Origin of the sequence: Pseudonocardia yuanmonensis (assembly GCF_039542425.1) — a bacterium.
Classification (GTDB): Bacteria; Actinomycetota; Actinomycetes; order Mycobacteriales; family Pseudonocardiaceae; genus Pseudonocardia; species Pseudonocardia yuanmonensis.
Genome location: NZ_BAABIC010000021.1, coordinates 92,058 through 118,069, shown reverse-complemented (window position 1 = coordinate 118,069; position 26,012 = coordinate 92,058). Strand labels below are relative to the sequence as shown.

29 protein-coding genes are annotated in these 26,012 nt (G+C 74.4%); 20 read left to right on the top strand and 9 right to left on the bottom strand.

All coding sequences use genetic code 11. The features are described 5' to 3' along the window. Positions 1 to 11 precede the first annotated feature (11 nt). From ABD990_RS26260 to ABD990_RS26235, 6 genes are read left to right on the top strand one after another with little or no spacing between them, the layout of a single operon-like run. Positions 12 to 209, top strand: a complete 198-nt coding sequence (locus ABD990_RS26260) for a hypothetical protein (protein ID WP_345383422.1) — start codon at positions 12 to 14, stop codon at positions 207 to 209. Continuing rightward, complete coding sequence (locus ABD990_RS26255) at positions 206 to 784, top strand: hypothetical protein (protein WP_345383421.1); 579 nt, start codon at positions 206 to 208, stop codon at positions 782 to 784. The genes ABD990_RS26260 and ABD990_RS26255 overlap by 4 nt, the downstream gene beginning before the upstream one ends. After that, positions 781 to 1,752, top strand: a complete 972-nt coding sequence (locus ABD990_RS26250) for a replication initiator (protein ID WP_345383420.1) — start codon at positions 781 to 783, stop codon at positions 1,750 to 1,752. Before ABD990_RS26255 ends, ABD990_RS26250 begins: the two co-directional genes overlap by 4 nt. Continuing rightward, positions 1,749 to 2,105 (top strand): replication initiator, encoded by a 357-nt coding sequence (locus ABD990_RS26245; RefSeq protein ID WP_345383419.1) that lies wholly within the window; start codon positions 1,749 to 1,751, stop codon positions 2,103 to 2,105. Before ABD990_RS26250 ends, ABD990_RS26245 begins: the two co-directional genes overlap by 4 nt. Further along, entirely contained in the window at positions 2,102 to 2,284 is a 183-nt protein-coding gene (locus ABD990_RS26240; protein WP_345383418.1) for a helix-turn-helix transcriptional regulator, read from the top strand. Before ABD990_RS26245 ends, ABD990_RS26240 begins: the two co-directional genes overlap by 4 nt. Then, a complete protein-coding gene (locus tag ABD990_RS26235; RefSeq protein WP_345383417.1) occupies positions 2,284 to 3,420 on the top strand; it encodes a tyrosine-type recombinase/integrase in 1,137 nt (378 codons plus the stop codon). Before ABD990_RS26240 ends, ABD990_RS26235 begins: the two co-directional genes overlap by 1 nt. A gap of 28 nt (positions 3,421 to 3,448) precedes the next feature. Here the strand turns inward: ABD990_RS26235 and ychF are convergent, their stop codons facing one another. Both ychF and ABD990_RS26225 read right to left on the bottom strand, forming a co-directional pair. Next, positions 3,449 to 4,522, bottom strand: coding sequence for a redox-regulated ATPase YchF (gene ychF / locus ABD990_RS26230; protein WP_345383416.1), 1,074 nt, complete (start codon positions 4,520 to 4,522; stop codon positions 3,449 to 3,451). Positions 4,523 to 4,589: 67 nt separating this feature from the next. Beyond that, positions 4,590 to 5,225 carry a sigma-70 family RNA polymerase sigma factor gene (locus ABD990_RS26225; RefSeq protein ID WP_345383415.1) on the bottom strand — a complete coding sequence of 212 codons (636 nt, stop codon included), beginning with the start codon at positions 5,223 to 5,225 and terminating at the stop codon, positions 4,590 to 4,592. Positions 5,226 to 5,463: 238 nt separating this feature from the next. On the opposite strand from ABD990_RS26225, the gene ABD990_RS26220 reads away from it, so the two are divergent. Further along, the gene (locus tag ABD990_RS26220; RefSeq protein ID WP_345383414.1) at positions 5,464 to 5,919 is read left to right on the top strand and encodes a hypothetical protein; all 456 of its coding nucleotides are present in this window, start codon (positions 5,464 to 5,466) and stop codon (positions 5,917 to 5,919) included. Between the two features lie 58 nt (positions 5,920 to 5,977). Here ABD990_RS26220 and ABD990_RS26215 read toward each other — a convergent pair whose 3' ends face one another. Together ABD990_RS26215 and ABD990_RS26210 are read right to left on the bottom strand one after the other, a co-directional pair. Then, positions 5,978 to 7,234, bottom strand: coding sequence for a histidine kinase dimerization/phospho-acceptor domain-containing protein (locus ABD990_RS26215; RefSeq protein ID WP_345383413.1), 1,257 nt, complete (start codon positions 7,232 to 7,234; stop codon positions 5,978 to 5,980). Positions 7,235 to 7,348: 114 nt separating this feature from the next. Then, entirely contained in the window at positions 7,349 to 7,672 is a 324-nt protein-coding gene (locus ABD990_RS26210; protein ID WP_345383412.1) for a hypothetical protein, read from the bottom strand. Positions 7,673 to 7,788: 116 nt separating this feature from the next. Here ABD990_RS26210 and ABD990_RS26205 point away from each other — a divergent pair, with 116 nt between their 5' ends. The 4 genes from ABD990_RS26205 (at position 7,789) to ABD990_RS26190 (ending at position 12,200) form a co-directional block, all read left to right on the top strand. Next, the gene (locus tag ABD990_RS26205; protein WP_345383411.1) at positions 7,789 to 9,270 is read left to right on the top strand and encodes an AlkA N-terminal domain-containing protein; all 1,482 of its coding nucleotides are present in this window, start codon (positions 7,789 to 7,791) and stop codon (positions 9,268 to 9,270) included. Further along, positions 9,267 to 9,758 (top strand): methylated-DNA--[protein]-cysteine S-methyltransferase, encoded by a 492-nt coding sequence (locus ABD990_RS26200; RefSeq protein WP_345383410.1) that lies wholly within the window; start codon positions 9,267 to 9,269, stop codon positions 9,756 to 9,758. Before ABD990_RS26205 ends, ABD990_RS26200 begins: the two co-directional genes overlap by 4 nt. Positions 9,759 to 10,008: 250 nt before the next feature. Then, positions 10,009 to 11,604: a DNA recombination protein RmuC gene (locus tag ABD990_RS26195; RefSeq protein ID WP_345383409.1), complete on the top strand. Its 1,596-nt coding sequence runs from the start codon at positions 10,009 to 10,011 to the stop codon at positions 11,602 to 11,604. Next, complete coding sequence (locus ABD990_RS26190; protein WP_345383408.1) at positions 11,601 to 12,200, top strand: DUF6542 domain-containing protein; 600 nt, start codon at positions 11,601 to 11,603, stop codon at positions 12,198 to 12,200. The genes ABD990_RS26195 and ABD990_RS26190 overlap by 4 nt, the downstream gene beginning before the upstream one ends. Here ABD990_RS26190 and ABD990_RS26185 read toward each other — a convergent pair. Beyond that, positions 12,130 to 13,098 carry a 4-hydroxy-3-methylbut-2-enyl diphosphate reductase gene (locus ABD990_RS26185; RefSeq protein ID WP_345383407.1) on the bottom strand — a complete coding sequence of 323 codons (969 nt, stop codon included), beginning with the start codon at positions 13,096 to 13,098 and terminating at the stop codon, positions 12,130 to 12,132. The two genes, ABD990_RS26190 and ABD990_RS26185, sit on opposite strands and share 71 nt — an antisense overlap. 102 nt (positions 13,099 to 13,200) lie before the next feature. Here ABD990_RS26185 and ABD990_RS26180 point away from each other — a divergent pair, with 102 nt between their 5' ends. From ABD990_RS26180 to ABD990_RS26170, 3 genes are read left to right on the top strand one after another with little or no spacing between them, the layout of a single operon-like run. Beyond that, entirely contained in the window at positions 13,201 to 13,887 is a 687-nt protein-coding gene (locus ABD990_RS26180; RefSeq protein ID WP_345383406.1) for a lipid droplet-associated protein, read from the top strand. After that, complete coding sequence (gene xseA / locus ABD990_RS26175) at positions 13,884 to 15,119, top strand: exodeoxyribonuclease VII large subunit (protein ID WP_345383405.1); 1,236 nt, start codon at positions 13,884 to 13,886, stop codon at positions 15,117 to 15,119. The genes ABD990_RS26180 and xseA overlap by 4 nt, the downstream gene beginning before the upstream one ends. Next, entirely contained in the window at positions 15,112 to 15,330 is a 219-nt protein-coding gene (locus ABD990_RS26170; protein ID WP_345383404.1) for an exodeoxyribonuclease VII small subunit, read from the top strand. Before xseA ends, ABD990_RS26170 begins: the two co-directional genes overlap by 8 nt. A gap of 57 nt (positions 15,331 to 15,387) precedes the next feature. On the opposite strand, the gene ABD990_RS26165 is transcribed toward ABD990_RS26170, so the two are convergent. Next, the gene (locus ABD990_RS26165) at positions 15,388 to 16,035 is read right to left on the bottom strand and encodes a DUF4245 domain-containing protein (RefSeq protein ID WP_345383403.1); all 648 of its coding nucleotides are present in this window, start codon (positions 16,033 to 16,035) and stop codon (positions 15,388 to 15,390) included. Between the two features lie 195 nt (positions 16,036 to 16,230). Here ABD990_RS26165 and glpX point away from each other — a divergent pair, with 195 nt between their 5' ends. Further along, positions 16,231 to 17,280 carry a class II fructose-bisphosphatase gene (gene glpX, locus ABD990_RS26160; RefSeq protein WP_345383402.1) on the top strand — a complete coding sequence of 350 codons (1,050 nt, stop codon included), beginning with the start codon at positions 16,231 to 16,233 and terminating at the stop codon, positions 17,278 to 17,280. A gap of 234 nt (positions 17,281 to 17,514) precedes the next feature. Here the strand turns inward: glpX and ABD990_RS26155 are convergent, their stop codons facing one another. Next, positions 17,515 to 18,285, bottom strand: a complete 771-nt coding sequence (locus ABD990_RS26155; RefSeq protein ID WP_345383401.1) for a helix-turn-helix transcriptional regulator — start codon at positions 18,283 to 18,285, stop codon at positions 17,515 to 17,517. A 206-nt stretch (positions 18,286 to 18,491) separates the two neighbouring features. Between ABD990_RS26155 and ABD990_RS26150 the strand changes: the two genes are divergently transcribed. Continuing rightward, positions 18,492 to 19,910, top strand: a complete 1,419-nt coding sequence (locus tag ABD990_RS26150) for a class II fumarate hydratase (RefSeq protein ID WP_345383400.1) — start codon at positions 18,492 to 18,494, stop codon at positions 19,908 to 19,910. 7 nt (positions 19,911 to 19,917) lie between these two features. Here the strand turns inward: ABD990_RS26150 and ABD990_RS26145 are convergent, their stop codons facing one another. Further along, positions 19,918 to 20,670, bottom strand: a complete 753-nt coding sequence (locus ABD990_RS26145; protein ID WP_345383399.1) for a helix-turn-helix transcriptional regulator — start codon at positions 20,668 to 20,670, stop codon at positions 19,918 to 19,920. A 323-nt stretch (positions 20,671 to 20,993) separates the two neighbouring features. Here ABD990_RS26145 and ABD990_RS26140 point away from each other — a divergent pair, with 323 nt between their 5' ends. From ABD990_RS26140 to ABD990_RS26125, 4 genes are read left to right on the top strand one after another with little or no spacing between them, the layout of a single operon-like run. Then, a complete protein-coding gene (locus ABD990_RS26140) occupies positions 20,994 to 22,148 on the top strand; it encodes an ABC transporter substrate-binding protein (protein ID WP_345383398.1) in 1,155 nt (384 codons plus the stop codon). A gap of 16 nt (positions 22,149 to 22,164) precedes the next feature. After that, on the top strand, positions 22,165 to 23,073 hold the full coding sequence (locus tag ABD990_RS26135; protein WP_345383397.1) for an ABC transporter permease: 909 nt from the start codon (positions 22,165 to 22,167) through the stop codon (positions 23,071 to 23,073). Further along, positions 23,070 to 23,852: an ABC transporter permease gene (locus ABD990_RS26130; RefSeq protein WP_345383396.1), complete on the top strand. Its 783-nt coding sequence runs from the start codon at positions 23,070 to 23,072 to the stop codon at positions 23,850 to 23,852. The genes ABD990_RS26135 and ABD990_RS26130 overlap by 4 nt, the downstream gene beginning before the upstream one ends. Beyond that, the gene (locus tag ABD990_RS26125) at positions 23,849 to 24,940 is read left to right on the top strand and encodes an ABC transporter ATP-binding protein (RefSeq protein WP_345383395.1); all 1,092 of its coding nucleotides are present in this window, start codon (positions 23,849 to 23,851) and stop codon (positions 24,938 to 24,940) included. Before ABD990_RS26130 ends, ABD990_RS26125 begins: the two co-directional genes overlap by 4 nt. Positions 24,941 to 24,971: 31 nt before the next feature. On the opposite strand, the gene ABD990_RS26120 is transcribed toward ABD990_RS26125, so the two are convergent. After that, positions 24,972 to 25,973 carry a helix-turn-helix transcriptional regulator gene (locus ABD990_RS26120; RefSeq protein ID WP_345383394.1) on the bottom strand — a complete coding sequence of 334 codons (1,002 nt, stop codon included), beginning with the start codon at positions 25,971 to 25,973 and terminating at the stop codon, positions 24,972 to 24,974. Positions 25,974 to 26,012: the final 39 nt, after the last annotated feature.

Here is a 26,012-nt window from a genome sequence, read left to right as displayed (position 1 = left end):
GCCGTCACCGGATGGGCGCCGCGACCTGGCTCAAGATCACCATCGCGCTCGCCGCCGTCCTCGGGGTGCTCTGGCTCGCACTCGGCACCGGCTCCGGCTGGTTCTGGGCCGCGGTCGTCGGCGCCGCCCTGGTCGAGTGGCAGACCACCCGCGCCCTCGCCGCCGAGTGGGGCAGCGAAGCCCGCTACGCCTGGTGGTGGACCCGATGAGCCCGCTCCCCCGCCCGCGCCGGGAGATCGCCGGTCAGGACCTGTTCTTCGACGACGACCTGACCGACCGCGTCCTGCGCGAGGCCGCCGACCCCGGGTTCGTCCTCGTCGGCATCAACGACACCGTGCACACCCGCCACCTCGGCACCCGGGCCACCGAGCACGCCATCCCCGCCCGCCCGGACGTGGCGGCCACCGTGCACCAGCTCCTCACCGCCGGCCGCCTCGTCCACGGCTCCCGGGTCACCGTGACCGTCGACGGCCACCCGGAGCCCGAGGCCGCAACCGCGATCGAAATCCCGGCCACCGCCGCGAGCGGGCCGGCGCCCGGGGATCGGGTGCTGGTCCACGTCGACGTCGTCCGGCCGGGCCTGGGGCTGGTCACCTGCGGGGCGGCGGGCTTCTCCGGCTCGATCGTCCGCGAGGACGGGGCCTACCTCGTCGAGACCGAGGCCGGCGACGTCGTCGGGCGCGCCCGCTCCTACCGCGCCGGGGCCGAACGCCTGGCCCGTCACCACGGCTTCGTCGCGGACCCGGTCGAGATCGAACACGAGCACGAGGTGTACGCCCGATGACCGACCTGGAACTAAGCAACCGTCTGCGCGCCTTCGACTACCCGGCCTGGCGCGCCCGCATGGAAGCCACCGGCGGCTGCGCCCACCCGGTCCGGCTGCGCGGCTCCTCGACCATCACGACCACCGACGGCCGCGTCCTGGCCCAGCGCTCCGGCGAGGTCTGGGCGCCGTGCGGGAACCGCCGCGACACCGTCTGCCCGGCCTGCTCGGACCGCTACGCCGCCGACGCCTTCCACCTCATCCGCGCCGGACTCGCCGGACAAGAGCGCGGCATCCCGGCCTCGGTCACCGACCGGCCTCGGGTGTTCCTGACCCTGACCGCGCCGTCGTTCGGGCCGGTCCACACTCGACGACTTACCGCCCGCGGCCGGGTGATCCCGTGCTCCTGCGGGGCCCATCACCGGGCCAACGACCCGAACATCGGCGGCGCCGTCGACCACGACAGCTACGACTACCAGGCCGCGGTGCTCTGGCAGGCCCACGCCGGGAAGCTGTGGCACCGCTTCGCCATCGCCCTGCGCCGGGCCCTCGCCGCCCGGCTCGGCGTCTCCGGCCGCGGCTTCGCCCAGGTCGCCCGCCTGTCCTACGCCAAGGTGGCCGAGTACCAACGCCGCGGTCTCGTCCACTTCCACGCCGCCCTCCGCCTCGACGGCCCCGACGGGCCCACCGACCCGCCACCGGCCGGCATCGACGGCGAGAGCCTCCGCGGCGCGATCCAGGAGGCCACGACTGCGACCGCCCTCGACGTCGAACGGCCCGACGGGACAACGTTGCGCCTGCGGTGGGGCGCGCAGCTCGACCTGCGCGAGATCACCCCGACCGCTCACGACGCCGTCACCGACGACACCGGGGAGATCACCGACAGCCGGTTGGCCGGCTACATCGCCAAGTACGCCACCAAGGCACCGGTAAGACCGAGGGTCATCCCGACCGGCCCATTCGGTCACTGGCTCACCTCGAGCGCATGACCCTCGCTAATCACCACCGGCTGCTCATCGAGACCGCCTGGCACCTCGGCGGCCTGGAGAAGTACGCGGAGCTGAACCTGCGCAAGTGGGCCCACATGCTCGGCTTCCGCGGTCACTTTCTCACCAAGAGCCGCGCCTACTCCACCACCTTCCGCACCATCCGGCACGAGCGCCGCGCCTGGCGGCTCGCCGAGCAGCTCGACCAGCTCGGCCACCCCGCCGACGAGCCCGTTCTCGTCGTCAACGACTGGCACCTCGTCGGCATCGGCCACCACACCCAGGCCGACCGCGAACTCGCCATCGCCCACGCCGAACGCATCCGAGAACTGCGTACGACCAGGAGGACGTCATGACCGAGCAGCTCTGGGGTATCAAGGACGTCGCCGAGTTCCTCCGAGTACCAGTCCAGACGCTCTACCAGTGGCGCAGCCGCAACTACGGACCTCGTGGCATCAGGGTCGGCCGCCACGTTCGCTACCGCCCCCAGGACGTCCGTGCGTGGGTCGACTCGCTTGTCCATGAGGCTGTGTAGTGGCCAGCATCCGGAAGCTGCCCGACGGACGATGGCAGGCGCAGTACCGGCCGTTCCCGGGCGGGAAGCAGATCACCCGCACGACCAAGCGGAAGACCGACGCGCAACGGTGGCTCGACGAACAGACCACTGCGCTCGTCAGCGGCAACTATGTGGACCCGAACGCCGGCCGGGTCACCTTCGGAGAGTACTTCGAGCGCTGGGCCGCACGGCAGCTCTGGGCTCCGGGCACCGAACGCGCGATGAGTCTCGCCGCGCGCTCGGTGACCTTCTGGGACGTCCCGATGCGGTCGCTGCTGCGCTCCCATGTCGAGGCCTGGGTCAAGCACATGCAGACGGTGGACCGCGGCCCTGGACAGCCGCCGGGCCTGGCTCCCGGCACAATCCGGACCCGCTTCAACAACGTGCGGGCCACACTGCGCGGAGCGGTCAAGGACCGGGTGATCGCTGCCGATCCCGGCGAGGGCGTCCGGTTGCCGCGAGCACGACGCGCGGACGCCGCCATGCAGCTCCCCACCGCCGCCCAGGTCCGCACGCTGCTCGACTCGGCCGACAGGGATTTCCGTACCTTCGTGGCGCTGGCCGCCTTCGCGGGGCTCCGGCTCGGCGAGGCTGCCGCGCTCAAGGTCGGAGACTTCGACCTCGACGAGCGCCGGCTCGTCGTGCACCGCCAGGTCCAGCGCGAGCGCGGCGGCGGGGTCGAGATCCGCGCTCCCAAGTACGGCAGCGAGCGGACGATCTACCTCGCCGACGGCCTCGTGACCGTCGTCCGCGGGCACATCGCCCGTCTACCCGGACGGGGTACCGACCGCTGGCTCTTCCACGGGGAGAACGGCAACCCGCCGCACCAGAACACCGTGGGCTACTGGTGGCGGAAGGCACGCACGGCTGCGGGCTGCCCGACGACCAAGCTGCACGACCTCCGGCACTTCTACGCGTCCGGCCTGATCGCCGCGGGCTGCGACGTCGTGACGGTCCAGCGCTCCCTCGGGCACTCCAGCGCGACCGTCACGCTCAACACGTACGCGCACCTCTGGCCCACCGCCGAGGACCGCACGCGCGCCGCTGCAGCAGCGATGCTCGGCGAGGTCTACACGCCTACTGACGAACAGCTGACGAACGACGGAGCGGCATAGCGGGCTGACCAGGCGAAACAGCCCTAGGTCAGACGTTGAAGCGGAACTCGACCACGTCGCCGTCCTGCATGACGTAGTCCTTGCCCTCCATGCGGACCTTGCCCGCGGCCTTGGCGGCGTTCATCGAGCCGGCCTCGACGAGGTCGTCGTAGGAGACGATCTCGGCCTTGATGAAGCCCTTCTCGAAGTCGGAGTGGATCACGCCGGCGGCCTGCGGGGCGGTGTCGCCCTGGTGGATCGTCCAGGCGCGGGCCTCCTTGGGCCCGGCGGTGAGGTAGGTCTGCAGGCCGAGGGTGCGGAAGCCGGCGCGGGCTAGCGAGTACAGGCCCGGCTCGGGCTGCCCGATCGACTCGAGGAGCTCGCGGGACGACTCCTCGTCGAGCTCCAGCAGCTCGGACTCCACCTTGGCGTCGAGGAAAACGGCCTCGGCGGGCGCGACCAGGTCCGTGAGCTCCTTCTTGCGGGCCTCGTCGGTGAGCACGCCCTCGTCGGCGTTGAACACGTAGAGGAAGGGCTTGGTGGTCAACAGGGTCAGCTCGCGCAGCGGACCCGGGTCCACACCCGCCTGGAACAGTGTGCGGCCCGAGTTCAGGATCTCCGCCGCCGCCTCCGCGGCGGCGAGGACCTCCCGGCGGTCCTTCTGCATCCGGGCTTCCTTGGTCAGCCGCGGGATCGCCTTCTCCAGCGTCTGCAGGTCGGCCAGGATCAGCTCGGTCGAGATCGTCTCGATGTCCGCGGCCGGGTCGACCTTCCCGTCCACGTGGACCACGTCGTCGTCCGAGAACACCCGCACGACCTGGCAGATCGCGTCCGACTCGCGGATGTTGGCCAGGAACTTGTTGCCCAGCCCGGCACCCTCGGAGGCGCCCTTCACGATCCCGGCGATGTCGACGAACGAGACCGTGGCCGGCACGACCTTGGCCGACGCGAACATCTCGGCGAGCTTCTCCAGGCGCGCGTCCGGCAGCGGCACCACCCCGACGTTGGGCTCGATCGTGGCGAACGGGTAGTTCGCGGCGAGCACGTCGTTGCGCGTCAGCGCGTTGAACAGGGTCGACTTGCCGACGTTGGGCAGCCCGACGATGCCGAGGGTGAGGGACACGAGCGTCCAGGGTAGTCGTCCCGTCCCGCCGGCTCCGGACCCCTCGTACCGGACCCGGCGGGACGGATCACACGGCGGCGAGCTCGGGGCTCTGCCGCTGCCCGTGGGCGCCCGGCCGCTCGGCAAGGTAGCGCCGCAGCGAGGTCAGGGCGCGGTGCTGGGTGACCCGCACGGAACCGGGCGTCGAGCCCAGCACGGCGGCGGTCTCGGCCGCCGACAGGCCCTCGATCAGCCGCAGCCGCAGCACGTCGCGGTGCCGCTCGGGCAGCCGCCCGAGCAGCCGCTGCACCATGCGCGCCTGCTCGGCGCGCACGCTCAGCTCGTCCGGGGTGTCGGCGGTGGAGACGCTGTCCGGCACCTGGTCGGTCAGGTCGATGCGCGAGACCCCGCGCCGCCGGACCGTGTCGACGATCTTGTTGCGGGCGATGGTGAACGCCAGCGCCAGGAAGGGGCCCGAGTCCAGGTCCGCCTTCGGCAGCGCCTTCATCAGGGCGATCATCGTGTCCTGGGCCATGTCCTCGGCCGAGGTCGCGTCGCCGGCGCCCTGAGCGAGCCGCACGCGGCAGTAGCGCAGCACGGGCGGGTACACCGCCGCCATCAGGTCCTCGCAGGCACGGCGGTCGCCGGTCGCGGCCGCACGGGCGAGCCGGTCGATCCGGGCGGAGGGCTCCTCCGTCGGGGTGGCCTGGTCGGCGGGGCGCATGACGTCCTTCCCGACGACCGGGGCGTCCGGCCGTCAGATCAAGAGACTTCTCCGACCGGGGCGCGAGATACATCCGGCGAGCCTGTCGAGCGGAAGCGGTGCTGCCCGCGGGTCCGGGGTGGTGCTGGCACCACCACCCGATCGGGTTTCGCTGCTCCGTCCGGGCTAACGCCCGCCGATCCGCCGCGATGGACCCGGTACCGGACGACGAGAGGGGCGGGGCGTGGGGACGGCTGCGGTGGGACGGACGGCGATCGCGGGGACGGTGCTGGCGGCGCTGTCCGGCAGCACGATGACGGCGGTGTCGCTGTCCGCCGCGGGCACGCCGGTGCCGCTGCCGACCTTCACCGCGATCCCCGCCACGACCACGGCCGCCGCTACGGAGGCCGCGCCCGTCACGGCTCCCGAACCCGCGGGAGCCGGCATCGTCGACGGTGGCACGCTCGCCGCGATCGCGTTCACTCCCGCGATCGCGGCGGCGGCGCAGCCCGTCGCGGCGCCGGCTCCCGCCGTCACCCGGCCCGTGCCCGTCGCCCACCGGCAGAGCGCCGTGGCGGAGCCCCGCCGGGGCGAGGCACGGCGCGAGCGGGCGCGGCAGGCGGTCGCCGAGCGCCTGTCCCCCGACACCCGCGCGAGCATCCGCCTCGCCTGCGGGACGGGCCTGCTCGACGGGGACCTCTGCCGGCTGGGCTGACCGGCGCCTGGGCTGACCGGGGTCGCGTCCGACGAATGAGAGGGTTCTCATCGGCGTCTCACCGGGCGGCCACGCCGGTCCCCCACCGTCGGACCGTGAACCCTGCCGCGCCCCTGACCGGCCCCGCCTCGCTCGGCCTGCTCGCCGCCGCCTCCGACGCCTGGGGCACCACCCTCCGCTCGGCCCGCCCCGTCACGGTGTCCGTGCAGCCCGCCGGCTCCGCCGTCGTCCGCGACGCGGTGGCGCTCGCCGACGGCACCCGCCGCACGGTGGTGTCCTGCACCGGCCCGATCCCCGACGGCGCCACCGTCCTCGAGTCCGACGGCCTGCGGGTCGGCCTGTGGGCCTGGCCGCACGACCCGCGGCTGCCCGGCCTGGCCCGGGTCGACGCGGTGCTGCGCGAACTGGGCCGGGAGGCCCGGCTGCGGGTCCGCGGCAGATCCGTGACCATGCGGTTCATCCGGTCCAGCTCGTCGTCGACCAGCCGCACCGTGTCGCGGACGTCGACCGGGTCGGCCGGGTCGAGGACGTCGAGGTGCCCGTGCACGATGGTGATCGGGGTGCGCAGCTCGTGCCCGGCGTCGTCGACGAACCGCCGCTGCGCGTCCACTCCGGACTCGACGCGGTCGAGCATCGCGTTGACCGTGCGGGTGAGCTCGCCGATCGCGTCGTCTGGCCCGTCACGCACCGGGATCCGGCCGGACAGGCCGGTGTCGGTGATGGTGCGGGCGGTCGCGGTGACCGCGCGCAGCGGCCGCAGGATCCGGCCCGCGACCAGCCACGCCCCGGCCGCCACCAGCACCGTCGTCCCGACGCCGACCAGCAGCATCAGCAGCGCGGCGCGATCGGCGAACTCCCGCTCCTGGTCCGCGAAGTAGGCGACGACGACCACGCCGCGGGCCGGGTCCCCGGCCGGCTCCACGGGCACGGCGAGGTAGCGGACCTCGCCGGCGGCGCTGTCGTAGGTGCCCCCGGTGGGCGCGGTGACGGTGCCGGCGAGCGCGGTGAAGCGGGCGTCCTCGCGCAGCAGCACGGGCGCCTGCTGGCGGCTCTCCCAGCGGAACGCGCCGTCGACGTAGCCGAGGAACTTCTCGTTGGGGCGGGCCAGGTTGTAGGTGATCGCGGTGCGCAGCACCTCGTCCACGGAGGCGAACCGCAGCCCGGTCGCCGGGTCGAGCCCCGACCCGGTGATGCGGGCGAACTCGCCGACCTCGCTGCGCAGGGACTCGTCCATCCGCTGGTCGGTCTCCGCGACGAGCAGCCGCCAGGTCACGAGCGTCACCACACCGAGCGAGGCCAGGACCAGGAACAGCACCCAGCCGACGATCCGGGTGCGCGCCGTCGGGCGGCGGGCCGGGCGGGCGGCATCGGGGGCTCCGGCGGGGACGGGGGAACCGGACCGTTATCCCGAACCGGACGTGCGGCGGCGTCAGTCGTCATCGTCGCCGGGGCCGTCGTCCCGGTCCTCCCCTGCGTCGTCGGCCCCGTCGTCGGCCCCGTCGATGTCGTCATCGGTGTCGTCGTCGGTGTCGTCGTCCCGGTCGCCCGCGGGTGGCGGAGGCACGGTGCCGCCCGGGTCCGGGGTCGCCGTCGGCGCCGGCGAGCCCGCTGGCCCGGCCGGCGGCACGCTGATCGGCGCCAGCTCGACACCGGTCGGCGCGCCCCCGCGGCCGCCGAGCAGCAGCACCCCCGCGAACACCAGCACGAGGGCGGCGAGCACGGATCCGGCGACGAGGAGCGGGAGACGGCGCACGGCGACCATGCCGGTCGGGACGGGTGACCGGCGGATGAGAGCCGGAGGAGAGCCCTCTCACGCACGTGTCCGATTCCCGCGAGAACCGGCTTCCCCGGGGTGGCAGAGTCGTCCCCGTGCTGGACACCGAACGCTGCTACCGGGCCGTCGCCGCGCGCGACGCGCGGTTCGACGGCGTCTTCATCACGGCGGTGCGCACCACCGGCATCTACTGCCGGCCCTCGTGCCCCGCGACCACACCCAAGCGCCGCAACGTCGAGTTCTTCCCGACCGCGGCGGCCGCGCAGCAGCAGGGCTACCGGGCCTGCCGGCGCTGCCTGCCCGACGCCGTGCCCGGCTCGCCGGACTGGAACAGCCGGTCCGACCTGGCCGCCCGGGCCATGCGGCTCATCTCCGACGGCGTCGTCGAGCGCTCCGGGGTCGCCGGCCTCGCCACCGCGCTGGGCTACTCGGAACGCCACCTCACCCGGATCGTCACCGCCGAGCTGGGCGCAGGCCCCCTCGCCCTGGCGCGGGCGCACCGCGCCCACACGGCCCGCCTGCTCATCGAGACGACGCCGATGTTCATGGCGGACATCGCGTTCGCCGCGGGCTTCGCGAGCGTCCGCCAGTTCAACGACACCGTCCGCGAGGTCTACGCGGTCACGCCGAGCGTGCTGCGCCGGGAGTCCGCCGGACGCGGGCCGACGCCGGTCGCCGGCACGCTGAGTCTGCGGCTGCCGCAGCGCGAGCCGTTCGACGCCGAGGGGCTCCTGGCCCACTTCGCAGGCCGCGCGCTGGCCGGGTCGGAGTCCGTCGAGGACGGGGTCTACCGGCGGACGCTCCGGCTGCCGCACGGCCCGGCCGCCGTCGCGCTGCGGCTGGGCGACCGCACCCCGGGCCACGTGCGGGCCGAGCTGCGGCTCACCGAGCCCCGCGATCTCGGCCCCGCGGTGGCGCGGCTGCGCCGGCTGCTCGACCTCGACGCCGACCCGGTCGCCGTCGACGAGCTGCTGGCCCGGGACCCCGCGCTCGCGCCCTCGGTGGCGACGACGCCCGGGATCCGGCTGCCCGGTGCCGCCGACGGGCTCGAGATCGCGGTCAAGGCCCTGCTGGGCCAGCAGGTCTCGGTCCCCGCAGCCCGCACGACCGGCGCCCGGCTCGTCGCGGCCCTGGGCGAGCCGCTGCCCCCGGAGCTGGCCGGCGGCGGTCCGGACCGGCTCTTCCCGTCCGCGGACCGGCTCGCGGAGCACGTCGCCGAGACGGTCGGCGGCCCCGCCCGCCGCGCCGCGGCCCTCGCCGGGCTCGCGGCCGCCGTGGCCTCGGGCACCCTCGTGCTCGACGCCGGACGCGACCCGGCCGCGCTGCGTGCCGACCTGGCGGCACTGCCGGGCGTGGGCCCCTGGACCGCCGGCTACGTCGCGATGCGGCTGCTCGGCGACCCCGACGAACCCCTGGTGTCCGATCTCGCCGTCCGCCGCGGGGCCGCGGCGCTGGGCCTGCCGTCCGACATGGACGGCCTGGCCCGGCACGCCGCCCGCTGGCGGCCCTGGAGGTCGTACGCCGCCACCCATCTCTGGCGCGCCACCGCCACCCCGACCCTCGGGAGGACCTCATGACCACCCACACGACCCTCGACACCCCGGACGGCCCCTTCACCCTGGTCGTCGCCGACGACGGGGCCGTCCTCGCCTCGGGCTGGACCGCCGACCTCGGCGACCTCGTCCCCCTCGTGCACACCGCGATCCGGCCGTCCACCGTGGAGGCCGGCGACGGCGGCGCCGCCGCGGAGGCGGTGCGCGCCTACTACTCCGGCGACCTGTCCGCCGTGGACGGTGTCCCGGTCCGGCAGCGGTCCGGCGCGTTCCTGGAGCACGCCTGGCAGGTGCTCCGCCAGGTCCCCGCGGGCGGACCGGTGACCTACACGGAGTTCGCCGCGAAGGCCGGCCGCCCGCCCGCCGTGCGCGCCGCGGCCTCCGCCTGCGCCCGCAACGCCGCCGCGCTCTTCGTGCCCTGCCACCGCGTGCTGCGCACGGGAGGCACGCTCGGCGGCTTCCGCTGGGGCCTCCCGGTGAAGCGGTCCCTGCTCGACCGCGAGACCCGCTGAACCCGCCGAAACCCGCCGACCCCGCCGACCCGTTGAGCGAACGGCGCTCTCGCTCACATCTAGTGAGCGAGGGTGCCGCTCGCTCAACACCGCCGCCCCTTCTGAACGAACGGCGCTCTCGCTCACAGCTAGTGAGCGAGAGCGCCGTTCGCTCATGGTCGGAGGTGGTGTGACCCGCGCGGCGAGCGGTTCCGGAGGGGACGCGCGCCGGTGCGCGGAATTGTCGGGGGTCGGGTGCACCCTGCTGATCGTGGATCTCTCGAACGCGTTGCCGCTCCTGCTCGCCGGGCTCCTGCTGGGGCTGGCGCTCGGGGGCGGGCTGGCGTGGCTGCTGGCCGGGGCGCGGCACCGGGTGGCCGCGGCCGAGGCCGCGCGGGCCACCGCCACCGCGTCGGCCGGCGCCCGGGCCGAGGCCGCCGCCTTCAAGGCCGAGCGCACGGGCCTGCTGGAGCGCATCGAGGAGCTGCACGAGGAGGTGCGCACCGCCACCGAGCGGCTGCGCCGCGCGGAGTCGGACGTGTCGGCCACCCGCGCCGCGCTGGCCGGCGAGCGGGAGGCGGCGCTGGAGCGCGAGCGGCTGCTCACCGCACGGGACGCGGAGCTGCGCGAGACCTTCCAGGCGCTGTCGGCGGAGGCGCTGTCCCGCAACAACGAGCAGTTCGTCAGCCTGGCGGAGGGCCGGATCCGCGAGGCCGCCGCCGCCCTGCACGCCAAGGCGGAGCAGGACGAGGCGGCGCGGGCCACCGCGATCGGCAGGCTGCTCGACCCGATGGCGGCGGCGCTGCAGCGCGTGGAGGGCCAGCTGCGCACCGTCGAGCGCGAGCGCGAGGCGGCGTACGCGGGCCTGGTCGAGCAGGTCAAGGCCATGGCGCAGAACTCGGAGAAGCTGCGCGGGGAGACCCGGCAGCTGGTCACCGCCCTGCGCGCGCCGCAGGTCCGCGGCCGCTGGGGCGAGCTGCAGCTGGAGCGGATCGTGCAGCTCGCGGGCATGGTGGAGCACTGCGACTTCTCCACCCAGGTCAGCGGCGAGGGGGCGGCCGAGGGCCAGGGCGGGGTGCGGCCGGACATGGTCGTGCACCTCGCCGGCGGCAAGCAGGTCGTGGTCGACGCCAAGGTGCCGTTCGCGGCGTACCTCGAGGCCGTCGAGACCGAGGACCCGGCCGTGCACCGCGACAAGCTGCAGTCCCACGCCCGGCAGCTGCGGGCGCACGTGGACCAGCTGTCCGGCAAGGCCTACTGGGCCGCGTTCGAACCGACGCCGGAGTTCGTGGTGCTCTTCGTGCCGGGCGACCCGTTCCTGGAGGCGGCGCTGCGCGCGGACCCGGCGCTGCTGGAGCACGCCTTCGCGCGCAACGTCGTGATCGCCACCCCCACCACGCTGATCGCGCTGCTGCGGACGGTCGCCTACGGCTGGCGGCAGGAGGCGTTGGCGCGCAACGCCGCGCAGGTGCACCAGCTGGGCCGGGAGCTGCACGGCCGGCTCGCCACGATGGGCACGCACGTCGCCAAGCTGGGGCGCAGCCTCGACGGCGCGGTCGAGAGCTACAACCGCACCGTCTCCTCGCTGGAGGCGCGGGTGCTGGTCACCGCGCGCCGGCTCACCGAGCTCAAGGTGTCCGAGGGCGACCTCGAGGCGCTGAGCCCGGTCGAGCGCGTGCCGCGGGCGGTGTCCGCGCCGGAGCTCGTCGCCTCCGCCGGCGAGTCGCTGATCGCCCTGCACGAACTGGTGCCCGAGGCCGGGGCGCGCGAGTCGCACCGGGAGATGACCCGGGAGGGCGACGCCGGCGGCGCCCGGCCGATGCGCGACGCAGGGCCGGACGGGCCACGGGCTACCGTGACCGGGTGACGTCCCGCGACCCCTCCCCGCGGTCCTCCGGCGGTTGGCCGGTCACCGAACGGTCGGCGCTCGCCACCGTGCTGGGCATCCCGCCGCTGGCCGCGATCGCGCTCGCGGTGGTGCTGACCGCGCTGGGCGTGTTCGTCGACGTGCTGCGGATCGGCACGCTCGGCGTGGTCTTCGGGATCACCTACGTGGTGGGCTGCGTGCTCGCGGTGGGCTGGGTCCGCCGCCGCAACCTCTTCGGCCCGACGGTGCAGCCGCCACTGCTGGTCGTCGTGCTGGTGCCGGCGATCGTGCTGCTGGTCGGCGACACCGGACCCGGGCTGACCGAGACCGTGCTCATGGTCGGGGCGCCGCTGGTGAACGGCTTCCCCATCATGGCGGTCGCCACCGGCCTGACGCTGCTGATCGGCCTGCTGCGGCTGACCGTACAGCGCACCGGGCCGCACGACGCCGTGAGCCGGCTCGGCCGCCTCGGCGTGCGCGGCCCGGACCGCGACCTCCCCGAGGACGGGGAGGACGAGCCGCCGGTCAGCGGGCGGCGCGGCTCGGGCGCAGCTCGCGGGGCAGGGCGAAGGTCAGGGTCTCCTCGGCGGTCGTGACCTCCTCGACCGACTCCCAGCCGCGCTCGGCCAGGTAGTCCAGCACGCCGCGGACCAGCACCTCCGGCACGGAGGCCCCGCTCGTCACGCCGACCGTGCGCACACCCTCGAGCCACGACTCGTCGATCTCGCGGGCGTAGTCGATCAGATGCGCGGCCCCCGCCCCCGCGCCGAGGGCCACCTCGACCAGCCGCACCGAGTTCGACGAGTTCGGCGACCCGACGACCAGGACGAGGTCGCAGTGCGGGGCCATCGCCTTGACCGCGACCTGGCGGTTCTGGGTGGCGTAGCAGATGTCGTCGCTCGGCGGGTTCTGCAGCGTCGGGAAGCGGTCCCGCAGCGCGCGGACGGTGTCCATGGTCTCGTCGACCGACAGCGTGGTCTGGGAGAGCCACACGACCTTCTCGGGGTCCCGCACGGTGACCTTGTCGGCGTCGGAGGCGCTCTCCACCAGCTGGATGTGGGTGGGGGCCTCGCCGGAGGTGCCCTCGACCTCCTCGTGGCCCGCGTGCCCGACCAGCAGGATGTCGTAGTCCTCGCGGGCGTACCGCTTGGCCTCCTGGTGCACCTTGGTGACGAGCGGGCAGGTCGCGTCGATCGTCTGCAGCGAGCGCGCCTTGGCCTCGTCCCGCACCTCGGGGGACACGCCGTGCGCGGAGAAGACGACGATCGCGCCCTCCGGCACGTCGGTCGTCTCGTCGACGAAGACCGCGCCGCGCTCGCTCAGCGTCTCCACCACGTGCTTGTTGTGCACGATCTGTTTGCGCACGTACACGGGCGCCCCGTGCTGCTCGAGCGCCTGCTCGACCGCCTCCACCGCGCGGTCCACCCCCGCGCAGTACCCGCGGGGCTTCGCGACGAGGACGCGCTTGCCGTCCGTTCCGGCGGTACCACTCATGACGCCCAGGGTACGGGCGCCCGATCCCGGCCGCCGTCGGATGTGGGTGAGGTGACCCGCCCCGTGCTGCGGGCGGCGCCGATCACGGGGGACAATGCGGTCATGAGCCCGCTACCGATGCCGGTGCGGATCGCCGCCGGCCTGGCCGCCACCGCCGTCGAGCAGGTCCGCGAGCTGCCGCGACTGGTCGTCGAGTTCCCCGTGACCGCGGTCAGCCAGGCCCTGCAGGCGTCCATGCGCGTGCAGCAGAAGGTCACCGAGCTCGCGATCAAGGGGGACAAGGCCCTCGGCGCGTTCGGCCAGGCCCCGGAGACGCCCTCGTGGGCGACCTTCGACGACGAGGCGGACGACACCGCGACGAACGGCCACACCCCCGCGTCGCCGATCTCCCCCAGCACGGACCTCGTGCCCGCGCCGGGCGCGGAGGTCGAGTCCGCCGGCGAGTCCGCGCCGGTCGTCGAGGGCGATGTCGGGGACGCGGCCGGGTACCTCGTCGAGGGCCGGCTCGAGGACACCGTCGAAGGTGACCACCTGGCCCAGCCGGGCGACACCGCCGCGAGCGCGGCGATCGAGCAGATCGCCGACCGCACCCTGGGCGACGAGGCCGACACCCCGCCGGCCGTGCTGCCCGAGTACCCGGGCCTGAACCTGCACCAGCTGCGCGGCAAGCTGCGCAAGCTCGACCTGGCCGGCCTGCAGGCGCTGCTGATCTGGGAGACCTCGCACGAGAACCGGCCGCCGTTCGTGACGATGCTGTCCAACCGGATCAGCACGGTCCAGGAGGGATGAGCGCCGGCCCGTCGACCGAGGAGGCGCCCTGGCCGGTCCGCACGGTCACCCGCAAGATCGCCGAGTGGATCGACCGGCTGGGCGCGGTCTGGGTCGAGGGCCAGCTCGCGCAGGTCACCGCACGGGCCGGCACCGGGACCGCGTTCCTGACCCTGCGCGATCCCGTGGCGAACGTGTCGCTGCAGCTCACGGCGCCGATGGCGCTGGTGGCCGAGCAGCGCGAGGTGGTCGCCGAGGGCAACCGGGTGATCGTCCACGGCAAGCCCTCCTTCTTCCCCGGCCGCGGGACGCTGAGCCTGCGCGTGGACCGGATCCGCGCCGTCGGGCTCGGTGAACTGCTGGCCCGGATCGAGCGGCTGCGGCGGCTGCTGGCCGCGGAGGGGCTGTTCGATCCCGCCCGGAAGCGCCGGCTGCCGTTCCTGCCCCAGCGGATCGGCCTGATCACCGGCCGGGCGTCGGCGGCGGAGCACGACGTCGTCAGCAACGCGCAGGCCCGCTGGCCCGCGGTGGAGTTCCGGATCGAGAACACCGCGACGCAGGGCGGGCTGGCGGTCGCGCAGATCGTCGAGGCCCTGGAGATCCTGGACCGCGACCCGGCGGTCGACGTGATCGTGCTCGCCCGCGGCGGCGGCAGCGTCGAGGACCTGCTGCCGTTCTCGGACGAGACGCTGTGCCGGGCCGTCGCCGCCTGCCGCACGCCGGTCGTGTCGGCGATCGGGCACGAGCCGGACACCCCGCTCGTCGACCACGTCGCCGATCTACGCTGTTCCACCCCCACGGAAGCCGGCCGCCGGCTCGTGCCGGACCTGGCCGAGGAGATCGCCCGGATCACCGGCCTGCGCGATCGCGGGCGGCGTGCCCTGCACGGCTGGGTCGACCGCGAACAGCGGATGCTCGACGCGCTGCGGGTCCGGCCCGTGCTCGCCGACCCGCTGCACGACATGGCCCGCCGGCACGAGGAGCTGGAGCGGCTGCGGGCCGCGACCCGCGCGGCCGTGGAGCGACGGGTCGAGCGGGACGGCACCGAGGTCGCGCACCTCCGTGCGCGGCTGACCGCGCTGGGCCCGGCGGCGACGCTGGCGCGCGGCTACGCGATCGTGCAGCGGATGACCGGGGGCGAGATCCTGCCGGTGCTGCGGTCGACCGCCGAGGTCGCACCCGGCGACCGACTGCGGATCAGGGTCGGCGACGGGACGGTCGCGGCGGCCGTGGAGGATGGTCGCGATGAGTGAGCGTCCCGCGGTCGGCACCCTCGGCTACGAACAGGCCCGCGACGAGCTGGTCGAGGTCGTGCGCGCCCTGGAGGCGGGCGGGCTGGGCCTCGACGAGACCGTCGCGCTCTGGGAGCGCGGCGAGGCGCTGGCGAAGCGGTGCGAGGAGTGCCTGGCCGGCGCGCGGGAGCGGGTCGAGAAGGCCCTCGCGGACGCCGAGGCCGAGGACTGACCCGGGCACGGGCCCGGGCCGTCGGCCGCAGGCCCACCTGCCGGTGCGGCGGAGGGCTCAGTTCTGCTCGGCGCCCGCGGGGAGGACCTGCCCGGCGACGGTGGCCTGCGCGAGGGCCGCGAAGTCGGCGTCCGTCCCGCTGCCGGTCACCAGCCAGCGGACCTGCGGGTCGTCCGGCGCGGTCGCGACGCGGAAGGGCTCGCCGCCCTCCGCCTGGTAGACCACCCACCGCAGGCCCGCGGCGTCCGTCACCCCGGTGCCGGCCAGCGGACCACCGGCCTCCGTGGCCACCAGGGCCTCCTCGGCGCCGTCGCTCTGCACGAGCCGCAGGTAGTTGCCCTCCGGGGTGAGGTACCCGACCCGGACCGCGGTGCCGCCGCCGTCGACCGGGCTGCGGTCGGTGGAGTTGCTCCGCCAGCCCCGCGGGACGGCGGGGACCCGCAGCGGGAACTCGGAGGCCCGCGCGAACTCGGTGAGGCGGGCCGGCGCGTCGACCGTCGGCGCGGAGCCGGGGTCGATCGTCGGGCCGGCCGGCGCGAAGGAGCAGGAGCGCACCCCGCCGCCGACCGCGACGACCACCAGCAGCACCGCGAGGGCCATCAGCATGTCCCGCACGCGCAGCGAGCCGCGCGGCGGCTTGGCCGGTGGCCCCTGCGAGGGACCCTGCGACGGGCCCTGCGGGGCGGGGGTCGGGTCGGCGCTCACCCGTCCATGGTCCCCCACCGTGTCCCGTGATGTGCATGGCGTCCGTCGCTCTGCACCCCGTACGAGGTCCGGTTCTGCGAGGATCGGACCGGATCCCCCGCCGCCGCCGAGCCCGCCGCGCGCGGCGGGGCCGGAGGCCGGCCGCGCCGCCGACCTCCGCGATGCGACCGGTGAACCCCGAGCCAAGGAGGCCCGATGACTGGACCCAAGCCCGAGCGACGCCGCGAGGCCCCGGACCGCAACCTGGCCATGGAGCTGGTGCGCGTCACCGAGGCCGCCGCGATGGCGGCGGGGCGCTGGGTCGGCCGCGGCGACAAGAACGGCGGCGACGGGGCGGCGGTCGACGCGATGCGCCACCTGATCGGGACCGTGTCGATGCGCGGCATCGTCGTGATCGGCGAGGGCGAGAAGGACGAGGCGCCCATGCTCTACAACGGCGAGCAGGTCGGCAACGGCGAGGGCCCGTGGTGCGACGTCGCCGTCGACCCCATCGACGGCACCACCCTGATGGCCAAGGGCATGCCCAACGCCCTGGCGGTGCTCGCCGTCGCGGAGCGGGACGCGATGTTCGACCCCTCGGCGGTGTTCTACATGGAGAAGCTGGCGGTCGGGCCGGACGCCGCGGGCGCCATCGACATCACCAAGCCGGTCGGCGACAACATCCGCGCGGTGGCCAAGGCCAAGGAGATCGACGTCCGGGACGTCACGGTCACCATCCTCGACCGCCCCCGCCACGAGCAGCTGGTCAAGGACGTGCGGGCCACCGGCGCGCGGATCCGCTTCATCTCCGACGGCGACGTGGCCGGCGCGATCGCCGCCGCCCGCCCGAGCACCGGCGTGGACATGCTGGTGGGCATCGGCGGCACCCCCGAGGGGATCATCGCCGCCGCCGCGCTCAAGTGCATGGGCGGCGAGATCCAGGGCCGGCTGTGGCCGAAGGACGACGAGGAGCGTTCGAAGGCGGTCGCCGCCGGGCACGACCTCGACCGCGTGCTCACCACGAACGAGCTCGTGACCGGGGAGAACGTGTTCTTCTGCGCCACCGGCGTCACGGACGGGGACCTGCTGCGCGGCGTGCACTACCGCGCCGGCGGCTGCACCACGCAGTCCATCGTCATGCGGTCCAGGTCCGGCACGGTGCGCCTGATCGACGGCTACCACCGGCTCACGAAGCTGCGCGAGTACGCGTCGATCGACTTCGACAGCCCGAGCCACGAGGACGTCGAGGCCCCGCCGCTGCCCTGACCCGGGCGCACCTGCGGGGAACGGGGTGCCCGGCGCGGGGCCGTGCCCTGCCCCGCGCCGGATCGGACACCCGACGGGTGCCACCCCTGGGCCACCGCCCCTCCGGTGGCTCGGATCACATCCTGCTCCATGGACCCGGACGGGGGCATCGACAACTTTGCGTATCCACCCGTTCGGCCGAACGAGGGAAGCTGATCGCCTCTCAGGGCCCGGGGGCGGCGTCGGCCGCCCGACTCAGGCCACCAGCCCGAGCCGCTGTGCCGCCAGCACCGCCGTGAGCCGGTCGGCGACCCCGAGCTTCGAGTAGCAGCGCTCGAGGTGCTTGTGCACGGTGCGCTCGGCGATGTCGAGCCGCCGCGCGATCGCCCCGGCCGTCAGGCCCTCGGCGAGCAGTCCGAGCACCGCGCGTTCGCGGGGGGTGAGCCGGATGGCACTCGCGACCTCACGGCCGGAGGGCGAGGCGTTGCGCAGGGCCGCCGCGTAGGCGCGGGCCTGGCGGTCGAGACCGCTGAGCACCCGCCAGACACGGTGCGCCAGCCTCATCTCCTCGGCGCCGTACACCTCGGGCTTGCCGACGACCAGCACGCGCGGCGGCGCGCCGGGGGTCCCGATCGGGAAGGCCAACTGCTGGCCGACCCCGCAGTCCCGGAGCAGTGCCTCGCCCTCGCCGTACGCCCGTAGGTCCACGAGCGTGCTCGGCACCTCGGCCACCTGCATCAGCCGGACGTCGCCGGTCGTCCGGTAGTACTGCGCGATCGGGTGGTTGTGCGCATTGCCCGACGCCCACCTTTCGAGGTCCGCCCGGTGCCCCTCGAGCGTCGCCTCCAGCGGCAGTACTCTACCGTCGATCGTGCCGTCCCTCCGGATGTCGTTGACGGCGACACCGCCGCAGCCGAACGTCTCCCGCAACATCAACGTGACGCGATCCAGCGGCAGCTCCGTCAGCGGCTCCCGCAACAACTCGGCGGTGAACTCCAGCCAATCCCCGTCGTCGCGTTCCCTCATGGCGTCTCGACCCCCTCCGTCGACACCGCCTGCGTAGTGGCTCCGATACGGAGAGCTGATCGTTACCGCTGCACATACCCGGGCTCGGCGAATCCGCCCGGCCGGCGCAGGACCCTCGACCGAGCGCGCGTTCCCGGTACCACGGAGGATGTAATCCGGGTCATCGGACCGAGCGGTAAGGACACCCTCCGGCGGAGGATGAGGCCATGAGCGACGACGCGGCCGGCGGCACCGGCGACTTCCGCATCGAGCACGACACCATGGGCGAGGTCCGGGTCCCGGCCTCCGCCCTCTACCGTGCGCAGACCCAGCGTGCCGTCGAGAACTTCCCGATCTCCGGGCGCGGTCTCGAACGCGCGCAGATCCGCGCCCTGGGCCTGGTCAAGGGGGCCGCCGCGCGGGTGAACGGGCGGATCGGCGTGCTCGACGAGAAGCTGGCCGGGGCCATCGCCGACGCCGCCGACGAGGTGGCCGCGGGCGAGCACGACGCGCACTTCCCGGTCGACGTCTTCCAGACCGGCTCGGGCACCTCGTCGAACATGAACGCGAACGAGGTCATCGCGACGCTGGCCACCCGGGCGTCCGAACAGGACGTGCACCCGAACGACCACGTCAACGCCTCGCAGTCGTCGAACGACGTCTTCCCGACCACGATCCACCTGGCCGCCACCGAGGCCCTCGCGACGGACGTCGTGCCGGCCCTGGAGCACCTCGCCGCGACCCTGCGCACCCGCGCCGAGGACTGGGCCGAGGTCGTCAAGGCCGGCCGCACCCACCTGATGGACGCCGTGCCGATCACCCTCGGGCAGGAGGCCGGCGGCTGGGCCACCCAGGCCGAGTACGGCGCCGCGCGGGTCCGCGACGTCCTCCCCCGGCTCGGCCAGCTGCCGATCGGCGGCACCGCGGTCGGGACCGGGCTGAACGCGCCGGAGGGCTTCGGCACCGCCGTCGTCGAGGAGCTGCGTGCGGCCACCGGGCTCGACGCGCTGGCCGAGGCGCCCGACCACATCGAGGCCCAGGGCTCGCGGGACGGGCTGGTGGAGGCCTCCGGCGCGCTGCGCACCGTCGCCGTGTCGCTCTACAAGATCGCCAACGACCTGCGGTGGCTCTCCTCCGGCCCGCGGACCGGGCTCGCCGAGGTGCACCTGCCCGACCTGCAGCCCGGCTCGTCGATCATGCCGGGCAAGGTGAACCCGGTGATCTGCGAGGCCACGATGATGGTCGCGGCGCAGGTCATCGGCAACGACGCGACCGTCGCCTTCTCCGGCAGCCAGGGCAACCTCGAGCTCAACGTGATGATGCCGGTCATGGCGCGCAACGTCCTGGAGTCCGCGCGGCTGCTGTCCAACGTCGCGCGGCTGCTCGCGGACAAGGTGGTTGCGGGTGCCGAGGCCGACCTCGACCGCACCCGCGAGTACGCCGAGTCCTCCCCCTCGATCGTCACGCCGCTGAACAAGTACATCGGCTACGAGGAGGCGGCGTCGATCGCCAAGCAGGCCCTCAAGGAGCGGCGCACCATCCGCGAGGTCGTCCTGGAGCGCGGGCACGTGGAGAACGGCAAGCTGACCGAGGAGCAGCTGGACAGCGCCCTGGACGTGCTGCGGATGGCCCGGGGCGGCCGCTGACCGTCCCTCAGACCAGGTGCAGTGCCTGGGCGCGAAGCACCGCGGAGAGCCGATCGGTCACCCCGAGCTTCACGTAGCAGCGCTCCAGGTGCTTCTGCACGGTGCGCGGGGAGATGGCGAGCCGCCGCGCGATCGTGCCCGCGGTGAGGCCCTGCGCGAGCAGCCCGAGCACGGCCTGCTCGCGCGGGGTCAGCGGGATCTCCGCCGGCCCCCGCCCCTTGCCGGAGGTGACCGTGGCCAGCGCGGTGACCTGCCGCTCGAGCCCGGTGAGCAGCCGCCACAGCCGCTCGACGAGGGCCTCCTCCGCCGGCGACCACGGCTCGGGACGCCCGAGCACGAACGAGCGCGCGAGCCGCGGCGTCGCGCGCAGCGGCAGCGACAGCTGGTTCGGGGCCGAGCACTGCTCGGCCAGGTCCCGGCCGCCGTCGGCGATCCAGCGGTCGTCGTACTCGGCCGGGACGGCGAGGGTCTGCCGCGGCACCCACAGCCCGGTGGCGAGGTGGAAGCGCAGCAGCGGGTGCTCGACGGGCGCCCGGTACGCGCTCCACACCGCCAGCTCGCCGAAGTGCTCGCCGAGCCCGCCGTCGAGCCACACGTGCCGCAGCGGCTCGCCGGGTGCGACCTCGCTGTAGGTCACCCCGGCGGTCTCGAAGGTGCGAGCCAGCGCCTCCGCCAGCCGGTTCACCGGCATGTCCACCAGCGGCTCGGCCATCAGCGCCGCGACGAGCTCCATCCACTCGCGCTCCGCCCGCGTGCCCATCGCTCCTCCCGTCCACCCCCCCGGCAAGGAGCAGCCGAGCCCGCCCCGTGATGCACCCCCGGAGTGTTCGGCCGGGCACGCCCCGGGGTTACGCGGTCACCGCACGTCGGAGCCGCCGATCTCCCGTCACACCTCGGTAACGGCCCTCCCGGCGGGACGCCCGGCGGTATAGGTACTTCCTGCGCCCCTTCGGATCGGCCTTCCCCCGGCCGGACGACGGCGCGCCACCCGTCCGCCGGCTGCCGGTCACCTTCCGGCCGCCCGTGGGGGTGAGGCTTCGCCGCGGCGGCGCGCGCCGCCGGGAGTGTTCGGTGAGGAGAACGATGGACGTGCGGAAGAGGTGGGGCCGGGTCGGCGCCCTGGCGGCGGGTGTGGCCGCGGTGGCCCTGGCGGCCACGGCGTGCGTGAGCTCGGGCGGCGGTGGCGGGGGCGGCGGCTCCTCCGAGTCCGGCGGCTGGGCCACGGCCACCTCCGCCCAGGCGGGCGGCGGCATGGACGCGCTGGTGCAGGCGGCCAAGCAGGAGGGCCAGCTCAACGTCATCGCGCTGCCGCCGGACTGGGCGAACTACGGCGCGATCATCAAGGCGTTCGGCGACAAGTACGGGATCACCGTGAACTCGGCGAACCCGGAGGGCTCCAGCCAGGACGAGATCAACGCCGTCAACCAGCTCGGCACGCAGGACCGCGCGCCGGACGTGCTGGACCTCGGCCAGGCCTTCGCCACCGGCAACACCCAGCTCTTCGCCCCCTACCAGGTCGCCACGTGGAACGACATCCCCGCGGCGAACAAGGACGCGAACGGTGCCTGGGTGAACGACTACGGCGGCTACATCTCGATCGGCTGCAACGCGAAGCTGGTCGCGAACTGCCCGACCACGATCGCGGACCTCGCCAAGCCCGAGTACAAGGGCCAGGTCGCGATCAACGGCGACCCGACGCAGGCGGCGGCCGGGTTCGCGTCCGTGTGGGCAGGCGCGCTGGCCAACGGCGGCTCGCTCGACGACATCACGCCGGGGGTGACCTTCTTCGGGCAGCTCGCGAAGAGCGGCAACCTGCTGAAGGTCGACCCGAACGCGGCGACGATCGAGAGCGGGCAGACCCCGATCGTGCTCGACTGGGACTACACCAACGTCGCGCAGGCCGAGAAGGTGAAGGCGAGCTTCGAGTGGAAGGTGAACGTCCCGTCCGACGGGCTGTTCGCCGAGTTCTACTCCCAGGCGATCAACAAGAACGCGCCGCACCCGGCCGCGGCCCGGCTCTGGCAGGAGTTCCTCTACTCCGACGAGGGCCAGAACCTGTGGCTGGCCGGCAAGGCCCGCCCGGTCCGGCTGCCGCAGATGCAGCAGGCCGGCACGGCCACCCCGGAGCTGGTCGCCGCGCTGCCGCCGGTCCAGGGCACCGCGCAGTACCCGACGCAGGCGCAGACCGACAAGGCCAAGCAGGTGGTCGCCCAGCAGTGGGCCACCGCCACGGCCTGATCCCGGTCGTCGCACGGTGACGTCGCTCCTGGACACGCCCACCGCCGCTCCGGACGCGCCCGCCGCGCGTCCGGAGCGGCGGTGGCGCGCCGCGCTGGGGCTGCTGCCCTTCGCGCTCTACTTCCTGGTCTTCCTCGGCGGGCCGCTGTACTTCGTGATCAGCGGCGCGTTCACGGACGCCGACGGCCGCCCGACCCTGGGCAACCTCGTCGCCTCGCTGACCTCGCCGCAGTACCTCGCGGCGTTCCGGCAGAGCCTGCTGCTGTCCGCGGTCACCGCCGTGATCGGGGCGGTGTTCGGCACCTTCCTCGCCCAGGCCGTCCTGACGGCGCGGCCGCGCTCGCCGTTGCGCCGCGTCGTCTCGACCGCCTCGGGCGTGCTCGCCTACTTCGGCGGCGTACCCCTGGCGTTCGCGTTCATCGCGGCGCTGGGGCAGACCGGGCTGGCGACGGCGTGGCTGCGGTCGGCGGGGTTCGACCTGTACGGGTCGGGCTTCCGGATCGACTCGCTGACCGGCCTCGCGCTGACCTACGTCTACTTCCAGATCCCGCTCATGGTCATCCTGATCACGCCGGCGCTGGAGGGGCTGCTGCCGCAGTGGCGGGAGGCGGCGGAGAACCTCGGCGCGTCGGCCTGGTCCTACTGGCGGCTGGTGGCGCTGCCGGTGCTCGCGCCCGCCTTCGCCGGCGCGACGCTCGTCCTGTTCGGCAACGCCTTCGCCGCCTACGCCACCGCGCTGGCCCTGACCAGCGGCTCCATCCCGCTCGTGCCGACGGCGATCGCGTCCGCGCTGTCCGGCAACGTGCTCGTCGGGCAGGCCAACGTCGGGCTCGCGCTCGGCCTCGACATGGTGGTGGTGATCGGGATCGTGATGGTCGCCTACCTGTGGTTGCAGCGGCGTGCCGCGCGCTGGAGCCGGCGGTGAGGCGGGGGCGCCGCTGGCGGGTCGTCGTGCTCGCCCTGGCCGCGCTCTACTTCCTGATCCCGCTGGTCGCGTCGGCGGAGTTCAGCCTGCGGTCCCCCGGCGGTGGCTACGGCGTGGCCAACTACACCCGGATCGCCGAGGACCCGGTGCTGCTCTCCTCGCTGCTCACCTCGTTGCGGATCGCGGCGCTGACGGCGGTGGTCGTGCTGCTCCTGGTCGTCCCGACGGCGGTGTGGGTGCGGCTGCGGTTCCCCTCGCTGGCCGCCGTGCTGGAGAGCGCGACGATCCTGCCGATCGTCATCCCGCCGGTGGTCATGGCGGCGGGTATCGCGTTCGTGCAGGCCAACCTGGGCGGGCCGGTGTTCCGGGCACTGTTCGACTCCTCGACCAGCGCGCTCACACCCTTCTACGTGATCCTCGCGCTGCCGTTCGCCTACCGCGCGGTGGACAACGGGCTGGCCGCGATCCCGCTGCGGACCCTCGTGGAGGCCGCCCGCAACCTCGGCGCCGGGATGACGACGGCGCTGGTCCGGGTGGTCCTGCCCGCCATCCGCAGCGCGGTGCTCGGCGCCGCCTTCCTGACCCTCGCCCTCGTGCTGGGCGAGATCGTGATCGCGCGGATCCTGCTCTACACCGACACCTTCCCGATCGCCGTCGTGGAGGTCGGCCGCAGCGCAGCGGGGGTGTCGGTGGCCCTGTCCCTGGCCAGCCTGCTGCTCACCTGGGTGCTGCTGCTGGCCGTGTCGTTCGTCGGCTCGCGCCGGAGGCGGAACTCGTGAAGCCGACCATCGACACCGAGGCGGAACTCGTGAAGCCGACCATCGACACCGAGGCGGAACTCGTGAAGCCGACCATCGGCCCGGAGGAGATCGTGACCGCTGTGCAGAAGTCCCCCGCGGGGACGGCGACGGACGCCGCGGTCGAGTTCCGCGGGGTCAGCCGGGTGTTCGGGGAGACCCGCGCCCTCGACGGGCTGGACCTGGCGCTGCGCCGCGGGGAGCTGCTCGCGCTGCTCGGCCCGTCCGGTTGCGGCAAGACGACGGCGCTGCGCCTGCTCGCCGGGTTCGACCGGCCGACGAGCGGGGAGATCCGGATCGACGGCAAGGACGTCACCGACGTCCCGGCCAGCAGGCGTGACACCGGAATGGTGTTCCAGGCCTACAGCCTGTTCCCGACGATGACGGCCGCCGAGAACGTCGCCTTCGGGCTGCGGATGCGCAAGGTCGGCGGGGCCGAGCGTGCCCGCCGCGCGGCGGAGCTGCTGGAGCTCGTCGGGCTCGGCGACCGCGGCGGCTCCTACCCGCACCAGCTCTCCGGCGGCCAGCAGCAGCGGGTCGCGCTCGCCCGCGCGCTGGCCGTCCGGCCGTCCGTGCTGCTGCTCGACGAACCGCTGTCCGCGCTCGACGCCCGGGTGCGCGTGCAACTGCGGGACGAGATCCGCCGGCTGCAGCTCGCCGAGGGGATCACCACCCTGTTCGTCACGCACGACCAGTCCGAGGCGCTCGCCGTCGCGGACCGGGTGGCGGTGCTCAACGCGGGGCGGATGGAGCAGGTCGACGTGCCGCAGGAGGTCTACGCGCGGCCCGCGACCCCGTTCGTCGCCGAGTTCGTCGGCGTGATGAACACGGTGCCGGTCTCCGGGGGCCGGATCGCCCCGGGCGCGGACGGGACCACCCGGGTCCGCCCGGAGGCGCTGCTCGTCGGCGCCCCCGACGGCCTGCCCGGCACCGTCCTGACCAGCACCTTCCTCGGCCCCGTGACCCGTCTGGTGATCCGCACCGAGGTCGGCGAGCTGACCGCGGACGCCGTCACCCGCCCCGGCCTGCCCGGCATCGGCGACGACACCACGGTCCAGATCAGCGGCTGACGCCGCCCGTGTGATGGTGCCGGAGCACCACTCACCGCGCACGGGCGCCGGAGGCGCGGAGGAACCGCTCCGCCCACTCCCGCACCCGGTCGGTGAGCTCCGGCGGCGAGCGCACCTCGAACTCCGCGCCGCAGCCGCCGAGGGCGAGCAGGGGCCAGTCGAGGTCGTCGGTCGCCATCCGGAGCAGGCACCGGTCGGGACCGACCGGCTCGATCGTGGCCCAGCGCTCCAGGTGGGCCAGGCGCTCGGCGGGTGCCTCGACCACCGCCTCCACCGTCCAGGCGCCCGGGCGGTTGCGGATGCCGGACTGGACGAAGTCGGCGGCGTCGGCGGTCGGCAGCTCGCGGGGCCGGAACCGGGCCCCGGTGCGGCGCGGATCGGCGAGCCGGTCCAGCCGGAAGCTGCGCCAGTCGTGCCGGTCGAGGTCGTAGGCGACCAGGTACCAGCGCCGGCCGAGCGGGACGAGCCGGTGCGGCTCGACGTGCCGGACGCGGAGCGGGCGGTCCCGGGCGTCGGCACCGTTCGTCGGCTCGGGCCGGCGGGCGGTGTAGGTGAACTCGATCCGCTCCGAGTCCCGGCAGGCCTGCGCGACGACGATCAGCGCCTCGGGATCCAGCGCGTCCGCCCGCGGTGCACCCCAGGTGCTCGGCACGGTGACCCCGCGCAACGCGTCGACCCGGCGGCGCAGCCGCGGCGGCATGACCTGCACGACCTTGGTCAGCGCACGCAGGGCCGGCTCCTCGATCCCGGCCACTGCGCCCTGCGTCGCCGCCTGCATGCCGACGGCGAGCGCGACCGCCTCCTCGTCGTCGACGACGAGCGGCGGCAGCGCCGCCCCGGCCGCGAGCTGGTACCCGCCGTCGACGCCCCGGGTCGCCGTGACCGGGTAGCCGAGCTCGCGGAGCCGGTCGACGTCCCGGCGCAGGGTCCGCACGGACACCTCCAGCCGGGACGCCAGCTCCGGCCCCGGCCAGTACCGGTGGGTCTGCAGGAGCGAGAGCAGCCGCAGCGTCCGCGAGCTCGGTGAGGTCACGCGCTCAGTATCCGGCCCATTGCGGCCGGATCCTGACCG